The sequence below is a fragment of the Lachnoclostridium sp. An169 genome, assembly GCF_002160525.1.
Lineage (GTDB): Bacteria > Bacillota > Clostridia > Lachnospirales > Lachnospiraceae > Mediterraneibacter > Mediterraneibacter cottocaccae.
In genome coordinates this window covers 162,815-169,740 of record NZ_NFKT01000006.1, presented here as the reverse complement: position 1 = coordinate 169,740, position 6,926 = coordinate 162,815, and the positions used below count along the sequence as shown (strand labels likewise).

The 6,926-nt window shown below is 50.8% G+C and carries 8 protein-coding genes and 1 pseudogene; 3 read left to right on the top strand and 6 right to left on the bottom strand.

All coding sequences use genetic code 11. The features are described 5' to 3' along the window. Together B5F07_RS22815 and B5F07_RS06835 are read left to right on the top strand one after the other, a co-directional pair. Positions 1–230 (top strand): annotated as a pseudogene (locus B5F07_RS22815) (hypothetical protein); the annotation flags it as partial. A gap of 7 nt (positions 231–237) precedes the next feature. Further along, a complete protein-coding gene (locus B5F07_RS06835; RefSeq protein ID WP_204248824.1) occupies positions 238–468 on the top strand; it encodes a LuxR C-terminal-related transcriptional regulator in 231 nt (76 codons plus the stop codon). A 54-nt stretch (positions 469–522) separates the two neighbouring features. Here the strand turns inward: B5F07_RS06835 and B5F07_RS06830 are convergent, their stop codons facing one another. Then, entirely contained in the window at positions 523–1,389 is an 867-nt protein-coding gene (locus B5F07_RS06830) for a M23 family metallopeptidase (protein WP_087160510.1), read from the bottom strand. 164 nt (positions 1,390–1,553) lie between these two features. Here B5F07_RS06830 and B5F07_RS06825 point away from each other — a divergent pair, with 164 nt between their 5' ends. Next, complete coding sequence (locus tag B5F07_RS06825) at positions 1,554–2,552, top strand: nucleoside recognition domain-containing protein (RefSeq protein ID WP_330397752.1); 999 nt, start codon at positions 1,554–1,556, stop codon at positions 2,550–2,552. A 5-nt stretch (positions 2,553–2,557) separates the two neighbouring features. Here the strand turns inward: B5F07_RS06825 and B5F07_RS06820 are convergent, their stop codons facing one another. The 5 genes from B5F07_RS06820 to recG all read right to left on the bottom strand — a co-directional run bounded on the left by B5F07_RS06820 (position 2,558) and on the right by recG (position 6,855). Then, positions 2,558–3,139 carry an ATPase gene (locus tag B5F07_RS06820; protein WP_087160509.1) on the bottom strand — a complete coding sequence of 194 codons (582 nt, stop codon included), beginning with the start codon at positions 3,137–3,139 and terminating at the stop codon, positions 2,558–2,560. 2 nt (positions 3,140–3,141) lie between these two features. Further along, a complete protein-coding gene (gene coaD / locus B5F07_RS06815) occupies positions 3,142–3,633 on the bottom strand; it encodes a pantetheine-phosphate adenylyltransferase (RefSeq protein ID WP_087160508.1) in 492 nt (163 codons plus the stop codon). Further along, positions 3,627–4,196, bottom strand: a complete 570-nt coding sequence (gene rsmD / locus B5F07_RS06810) for a 16S rRNA (guanine(966)-N(2))-methyltransferase RsmD (protein WP_087160507.1) — start codon at positions 4,194–4,196, stop codon at positions 3,627–3,629. The genes coaD and rsmD overlap by 7 nt, the downstream gene beginning before the upstream one ends. Before the next feature lie 169 nt (positions 4,197–4,365). Then, entirely contained in the window at positions 4,366–4,572 is a 207-nt protein-coding gene (locus B5F07_RS06805) for an alpha/beta-type small acid-soluble spore protein (RefSeq protein ID WP_087160530.1), read from the bottom strand. 210 nt (positions 4,573–4,782) lie between these two features. Continuing rightward, positions 4,783–6,855: an ATP-dependent DNA helicase RecG gene (gene recG / locus B5F07_RS06800; RefSeq protein WP_087160506.1), complete on the bottom strand. Its 2,073-nt coding sequence runs from the start codon at positions 6,853–6,855 to the stop codon at positions 4,783–4,785. Between the last annotated feature and the right edge of the window lie 71 nt (positions 6,856–6,926).

The following is a 6,926-nucleotide window of genomic DNA, read 5'->3' as shown; positions in this document are numbered from 1 at the left end:
CCCGCATGAAACGTCAGATCAAGCTGATTATTAACGTAGAAGCCCAGAAGGATTTTCATCCCGGATACTCTCTTATGACCCGTGGCATTTTCTACGGAGCCCGGATGATCTCGGCTCAGAAGGGAACAGAATTCAAAGAAAGGCAACCGTCTGACAAAGATGCTGGGAGTTCTGCTTTCGCCGGATATGGCAGCAGAATTAAAAATCCGGTATCTGGAACGGGAATTTGATATACCGATGGAAAGTAATATGGGAGAGGAGATGAATCTGATGTGCAATTTAAGTGATTATGTAGAAGAGCTAGGGATAAAGAAAGGAATTGAGCAGGGAAAAGAACAGCTTCTTACTCAACAGATAATGAAAAAATGTGCCAAAGGCAAGTCAACTGCAGAGATTGCGGATGACCTTGAAGTGGATGAAGCCACCGTCCGGAATATTCCGGAAAAAAATCTGGTATCGAATCACTGATCCTTTCAGCAGACCGGTCCGGGAGAAAACCTCCAGACCGGTTTGTCGTTCTCACTATCGATGCACCATACTGACTCTCCTGTCCTCCACATATTTCAGCGCCGGATAGGGATTCACACTGATTTCCTCCCCTTCGTAATTGATGTAGATTCCCAGATGCAGATGTACCGGGAAATTTCCTGTCGTCCCCTCCACCTTGCTGTAGCCCGTATCTCCCATAAATCCGAGCAGATCCCCTGCCTTCACAGAATCTCCCACTTCCAGATCCGCGTAGGAATCCAGATGGGCATAGTAGAAGTAACCGCCCCGGGGTGCGCGGATCCCGATGCGCCAGCCGCCCAGCTCCAGCCAGCCCATACTTTCCACCGTACCGTCGGTTATGCTGACGATGGGATAATACCCCCGTTCACTGGTCTCTGGCATAAGGTCCGTCCCCTCATGTCCCCGCTCGCCCTTATAGCTTCTGCCGTACATCCAGGAATCTTCGAACGTCACGTTCAAAGCTCCTTCCGGGTCTTCCTGCGCCACCGGAAAATATTCCAGATCGTCCCAGACAGCACAGCAGGCGGAAAGGTAGGCGCTCCAGGCGGGGTTCGTCTCCCACCGCTTCCGGTTCTCTCTTCCTTCTTCCAGACTTTTCCCCGTCTTTTCCTGACCGAAACTGCTCTCCAGCCAGTAGATGCCGAGCAGCTCTCCAGGAGAGTCTGCACACCTCAGTTCGGTCAGTATCTCCGACAGGTCTCCCATCTCTTTTCCCGGCATGGGCTGGCTGCGGAACTCTGCCAGACGCACCGTATCTTTTGTCAGACGCGAAGCCTCGCTCAAATAGCGGAGCCGGGGAATCCCAATCCCTGCGGCAAGAAGGAAAAGGAAAAGAAGGATCATGTATATTCTCAGATGCTTTATGTTCAGCTGCTTCATGAAAAAATGCCTTTTTTCTTTTACTATATGTGAGTCTCATAAATTCCATGCTTTCCACATATACCTGAAATAACCTGAAAAAAGACAGCACCGGGCAAAGAAACAGCAGACAGCGTAAACAGGGCAGGCGCAGTATCCGGGCAGAGGAGAGGCGGGGGAAACGGATGAATCAATTGATAAAAAGCAGAATGAATAAGAAAAAGAAAGAGAACAGAAATCAGAATTTAAAAAGCTTTCCTTACGGGCTTCTTGTGACCGCCCTTTTTGCCGCCATGCTTCTTTTTCCGAAAGCAGTATTTAACGGAGCCACAGAAGGCCTTCTTCTCTGGTATCAGGTTGTATTTCCCACGCTTTTTCCTTTCATGGTGATCACCGGGCTTCTGCTCTCGACAGGCGGTCTTCATCTCATAACCCGGGTGATCGGCGGACCTTTCCGCCGGATGTTCCGAGTCTCGGAAAACGGCGCCTTCGCGGTTCTGGCAGGTTTTCTCTGCGGATACCCCATGGGTGCCAAAGTGACCGCTGACCTGATCCGAAGCGGCAGAATCTCCCTTCAGGAAGGCAGGTATCTCCTGTCTTTCTGCAACAACACGAGCCCGGTCTTTATTCTGAATTTTCTCGTCTGGAAAACCTTCGGGGAGGAAAAGCTTTCTCTCCCCTCCCTGGTAATCCTCACGGCAGCCCCGGTTCTGATAAGCCTCTTCACACGCAAATATTACCTGCAAGGCGCTCCCTGTTTCCGGGACACCTCGCCTGCCAGCCAGGCAGGTTCCGGGGAGCATTTCAATTTCCAGACCTTTGATTCCTCCATGATGAACAGCTTCGAGGGAATCGTAAAGGTGGGCGGTTATATCATCCTGTTTTCCGTCCTCATTGCTCTTTTGGATGAGCTTCCCGGGGAAAGTCCGCTTCTTCTGGCAGCAGCTCCCACCCTGGAAGTCACCAACGGCATCCTGCTGATCCGACAGAACATCTCCTGCACCGCAGCCGCCTGGTGCGCTGCTCTGGGACTGACCGCTTTCGGCGGCTTCTGTTCAGCAGCCCAGACACAGTGCATGATTCAGGGCACCGGACTTTCCATTTTCCCGTACATAATACAAAAACTGGCTGCCGCAGGGGCAGCCAGTCTGTTGGCATTACTCTATATAATGATTTTTTTCTGAAACCGTCAGTTTCCGCTGTCCTGAGAAGAATAATCTTCATTCTCGTCCGGAATCACCAGCTCTGCCCGGTTAGAGCGCACCGTATCATAACACTCCTGCAGGGAGTTGATCAGCCCGTCATACTTGGTTGTATAACTGTCCAGTGTATGTCCGATAATGCTCTCCGCATTGGCAAGAAGATCGTCTGTGTACTGGATCGCCCCGATCCGGATGGTGTTGGCATCCGCTGTGGCGTTGTCGATAATTTCCTGTGCCTGGGCCGTTGCCTGTGTGACAATCTCATTTGCCTGGGCATATGCCTGCTGCATAATCTCGTGTTCGCTGACAAGTTCTGTCGTCTGTACCTGCGCCTCCTCGATCATGGCGTCCGCTTTCGCCTTCGCGTCTGCAAGGATCGCGTCGCGGTTCGCGATAATCTTCTGATACCGCTTGATCTCGTCGGGGGTCTTCATCCTCAGTTCTCTCAGCAGTTCATCCAGATGCTCCTTGTTCACGATAATCTTCGTTGTAGAGAGCGGCTGGAACTTACAGTCCCTGTCGATATACTCCTCGATTTCTTCAATAATCTGTTCAATACGGCTGCTCATTGTTACACTCTCCTTTTTGCATTCATCTTTTTCTTAAGTTCCACAGCAACTGCCTCCGGCACAAACTGTGACAGATCTCCCCCAAAAGCAGCAATCTCCCTCACTGTGGTGGAACTCAAATAGGAATATTCTATACTCGTAGTCAGAAACATGGTCTCGACATTTGGTTCCAGTTTATGATTCGTCTGTGACATCTGCAGTTCATATTCGAAATCTGTAATCGCCCTCAGTCCCCGGATTACCACGTCCGCTTCCATGCGCGAAGCGAAATCAACCAGAAGACCGTCAAAGGGAATAATCCTTACATTCGGCAGTTCTTTCGTCACTTCCTCTAACATTTTAACACGTTCTTCTACAGAAAACAACGGCATTTTCGCTTTATTATTCAATACTCCGACAATTAATTCGTCCATAATCCGGCTGGATCTGCGGATGATATCCAGGTGTCCGTATGTAACCGGGTCGAAGCTCCCCGGATAGATTGCTCTCAACATATCTCTTCCTTTCCTGCTCTCTCCAAGAAAACATGTTTATTCGTCTTATATACTTTCTCGCGCAGAACGGTAAATCCCATATCCTCCGCATAGGAGAAATCCGTCTCTTTCGACGCCTCAATGATGACCGTTGTATCTTCATAGACAAGTTCCGAGCCGGAAAGATAGTCCAGCACATTTTTCTCAAGTTCCCTGTCATAGGGAGGATCCATGAAAATATAGTCGAACACTTTCTCACCCTCCAGACGGTACAGGGCATCCAGCACGTCGCATGTCATAGTCAGCGCCTTTGACTCCAGCCGCGTAAATCGGAGGTTCTCTTTGACACATGCCATGGCCTTCGGATTCTTCTCCACGAAAACCGCCTCTCTTGCCCCCCGGCTCAGTGCTTCAATCCCGATGCCTCCGCTCCCTGCGAAGAGGTCCAGAAAGACGCAGCCGGGAATATTCGGTCCGATAATATTAAAAAGTGTCTCTTTTATCCGGTCCGTAGTCGGCCGCGTTTCAAGTCCTTCCAGCGTCTTCAGCCTCAGGCTGCGCGCGCTCCCCGCAATCACTCTCATAGTACGGCACCTCCATTTCTTCTGTATATGCCGCTTTTCCGGCAGCTGCAGAAACATAACATATGGTGAAATTTTAGCAGAAAAAAGCGTCCAGGTCAATCCCGGACGCTTTTTCCCGATTCAGGCTGTCATAGAAGTTTCCCGGAAAGGAAAACTTTTACGGCTTCTGTTATTTGCCTGCCATCTGCTTTTCCTGCTGCTCGATCATTTTCTTGACCATATAACCACCAACAGATCCGTTCTGCTTGGAGGTAAGGTCGCCGTTGTAACCGTCTGTTAACGGTACACCCAGCTCGTTGGCTACCTCATACTTGAATTTGTCCAGCGCGCCCTTTGCCTCAGGCACAGCTGCTCTGTTCGATGAACGACTTGCCATGATCTTTTTCCTCCTTTTGCATCTTCGCAGCATCACAACCGCTGCGTTTTCATGTGTTTTTGCAACACTTCCGAAAACCGGCTGCATCTGTATGTAATCTGCCGCTTTAATGCAGCCGGTTATCATACATCTGCTTTTTGTTTTCGTCTGTGTTACGATGTTAGTATATGGAGTCTTTTCTGTTTTACACTGGAAATTCATAGAAATTCTTTACAGTGTAGCGGCGAGGAGTTCATCTTTCACATAATTTTTCAGGGATTCGGCAAGTTTGCGGTTCACCGGTTTTTCCAGGTTCGGGTCCTCACGGAGCAGGAGATCTGCTTCCTCGGACGCAGCCTTTAAAAGCCCGGCGTCCTGGAAGATATCGCCCAGTTTGAAATCCATGATTCCGCTCTGGCGGATGCCGAAGAGATCGCCGGGACCACGGAGTCTCAGGTCCTCACCGGCGATGAAAAACCCATCGTTGGAATGGTTCAGAATATCCAGGCGCTCCTTTGTCTCATCGGACTTCGAGGCGGTCATGAAGATGCAGTAAGACTGGTATTTTCCTCTTCCCACCCGGCCGCGTAGCTGATGGAGCTGTGCCAGGCCGAAGCGTTCCGCGTTCTCAATCATGATAACTGTGGCATTAGGCACGTCGATTCCCACTTCCACCACAGTTGTGGAGACAAGAATCTGGATCTCATTTCTTCCGAAAGCTTCCATGATTTCGTCTTTTTCCTGCTGTTTCATCTTTCCGTGCAGATATGCAGTCCTGACGGTATTTCCCATAACCCGGGCGAGCATCTCCTGATAATCGATGACATTTTCCGCCTCCAGACTCTCGCTCTCCTCCACCATGGGGCAGATAATGTAGCACTGGCGTCCTTCCGCCACCTGCTTTTTCATAAATGCATAGGCTTTCTCCCGGTATCCGGTATCCACCACGCAGTTTTTTATGGGCAGGCGGTTCTTCGGCATTTCATCGATAATGGAAATGTCCAGGTCACCGTACAGGATAATGGCAAGAGTCCGGGGAATGGGAGTCGCGCTCATCACCAGAATGTGGGGCGTCTTTCCCTTCCCCGCCAGAGCTTCTCTCTGGCGCACGCCAAACCGGTGCTGTTCATCCGTCACCACCAGGGCAAGATCCGAATAGGCCACCTTCTCCTGAATCAGCGCGTGGGTTCCGATCACGATGGCCGCCTCCCCGCTCCCGATCTGTCCGTATGCCTCCCGCTTTTCCTTCGCCGTCATGGATCCGGTCAGAAGCACTGCCTTAAGCGGAAGATCATACTGTTCCAGCATGCCGGTAATATTTTCAAAATGCTGTCTTGCCAACACTTCCGTGGGAGCCATCAGTGCTCCCTGGTATCCGTTCAGCCCCGCCAGAAGGAGGGCCAGAAAAGCGACGATGGTCTTTCCCGAACCCACATCCCCCTGAACAAGACGGGACATGGCATACTCTCCCTCCATATCCCGGCGGATCTCATCCCACACCTTTTTCTGCGCTCCGGTCAGTTCGTAGGGAAGCTGTTCCAGGAACTGTGCAATCCGCGGCTGCTCACGGATGAGGAACCCGTTTCCGGAGCGTTTCTTGGACTCTTTCATTGTCCGCAGAGCCAGAATAAACTCAAAAAATTCCTCAAATACAAAGCGCCTTCTTGCCAGGACAAACGCATCCTTGTTTTCCGGAAAATGGATTCTGTGCACTGCCTCAGCGTAAGACATGAAACCATATTTTCTGCTGATCTTCTCCGGCAGAATATCCAGGGCGTCACCTCTTCCGTTATCCGTTGTTTCCAGCGCCTGGCGCACCGCTTTAGTCACTGCGTTGTTCGTAAGCCCTGCGGTCAGCGGATAAACCGGCTGCATGGAGTCTTTCTTCTCCTCATATTTTGCCGCCGGATAAAATATCTCCGGATGTTCCATCACAAGTCCGTCCCGCTTTCTGACAACGCGCCCCCGAAGTGTAAGCGCCCCGCCCCGTCCAAGCGTATTTCTGAGAAAAGGCATGCGGAACCAGATGACTTTCAGCGTGCCGGTCAGATCCTTCAGATAAAGAGTGGTCACCTGCATCTTCTGACTCCCGGACACCTGAATCCTTCCGAAAACAGCTCCCGTCACTGTGCAGACCCTGCCTTCTGTAACCTCCGAGACCGGAACCGGATCTTCGTAGATCTCATAGGTCCTCGGGTAGAAACGGATCAGATCCGCCACAGTGCGCACACCCAGTTTTTCAAACAATTTCTGCGTCTTTTCCCCGATTCCTTTAAGTTTTCCAACACTGCTCCAAATGTCCATACCGTCTCCTCTTTCCGGATTTCTTCTGAAAAAATCAGGACCCTCCTCCTGTCGGAAAAGCGTCCCGCTTT